Genomic DNA, 1520 nt, shown 5'->3' with positions numbered 1-1520 from the left:
CGTGGACGACGCGCTTCAGGTCTTCCAGGTTCTCGGGACGGCTCGGGTCCGGATGGTGGTTGGGGAAGTCGCCATCGACCTTGGAGAAGATGTCGATGACTTCGCAGCCCAGAGCGCGCAGGATGGCCGGGGCCGAGGCGCCGGGGATGCCGTTGCCGCTGTCGACGACGATCTTCATCGGGCGGGCCAGCTTGCAGTCATTGACGACCCGGTGGGTGTACTCGGGCACGATGTCGATCTTGCCGACACGGCCCTTGCCCTTGGCGTAGTCCTCGGCCTCGATGCGCTGGCGCAGGCCCTGGATCTGCTCGCCATAGACGGCGGCGCCCTTGAGCACCATCTTGAAGCCGTTGTAGTCCTTGGGGTTGTGGCTGCCCGTGACCATGATGCCGGAGTTGCAGCCGTGCGCACCGCGCGTGGCAGCGACGTAATAGAGCATCGGCGTCGTCACGGCGCCGATGTCGACGACGTCCAGGCCGGTGGAGCGCAGGCCGCGCACGAGTGCTGCGACCAGGCCGGGGCCCGACAGGCGGCCGTCACGGCCGACAGCGACGGCCTTTTCGCCCAGGGCCTTGGCCTCGGTGCCGAAGGCACGACCCAGGTGCTCTGCGAGCTCCTCGTTCAAGGTCTGGCCGACGACGCCACGGATGTCATAGGCCTTGAAGATGGATGCGTGAACCTGCATGAAATGCCCTCGAATACTGGGTTTTGAAAACGCGCCGGATTGTAGGCACGGCCCGTGGCCGACCATCCGTCGCATCGGCTGTCGATTCGTCACTCATGCAAGGGGCATGCCGCCGCGGCTTCCTACACTCGCGCCCCATGACATTCACCGAGGAATTCGCCCAGGCCCTGCGCCACCAGCGCGTGCTGATGAAACATCGGCCGGACCGGATGCGCTTTCGGCTGCTGATCTACCTGATCTGGACGCTTGGTTTCGGCACCGTTTTTTCCGTCATGGCCGGCCTGCAACAGGGCAATCTCGGTTCGCTCTTCTGGTGGCAGGCCCTGATGCCAGGCAACATGCTCGTCAGCCTGTGCGTGTCGATCGGCTTCTTCTCCATCTTTCGCGCCTTCGAGCGGCTGGCGCCGCAGCGCTGGCTGGACACCGTCATGGGTTGGCGCGACTGGCGCTCGGGCCTGTTCTTCTCTGTGTTGTCCATCAGCTGCGCGCTGCTTGGCGTGGTCGTTGGCATGTGGCTGGTCGACCGCATCTGGATGGGCAACGGCAACACGTTGCAGCTGCTGGGTAGCTTCGGTTTCTGGCGCCAGTTCCTGCTGATCTCGGTGTYCATTTCCGTCGTGGCGAGCTTTCGCTACCGCGCGCGGTGGCGCCAGGAGATGCTGCAGGCCCGGGTGACCGAGGCCCAGCTCAAGCTGCTGCAGGGCCAGATCGAGCCGCATTTCCTGTTCAACACGCTGGCCAATGTGCAAAGCCTGATCGACTTCGACCCGACGCGGGCCAAGCAGATGCTGGAGCGCTTCACCGATTACCTGCGCGCCAGCCTGGGCCAGTTGCG

At 64.8% G+C, this 1520-nt stretch carries 2 protein-coding genes; one reads left to right on the top strand and one right to left on the bottom strand.

The window, feature by feature from the left end; translation table 11 throughout:
• Positions 1–685: phosphohexomutase domain-containing protein (locus tag AC1DU6_RS30850; RefSeq protein ID WP_477861913.1), on the bottom strand; the 685-nt coding region annotated here is incomplete at its 3' end.
• A gap of 137 nt (positions 686–822) precedes the next feature.
• Here AC1DU6_RS30850 and AC1DU6_RS30845 point away from each other — a divergent pair.
• The coding region (locus tag AC1DU6_RS30845) for a histidine kinase (RefSeq protein WP_477861911.1) at positions 823–1520 on the top strand (698 nt) is incomplete at its 3' end.

The sequence above is a fragment of the Roseateles sp. P5_B10 genome (assembly GCF_056400485.1).
This window is presented reverse-complemented; position numbering and strand designations above follow the sequence as displayed.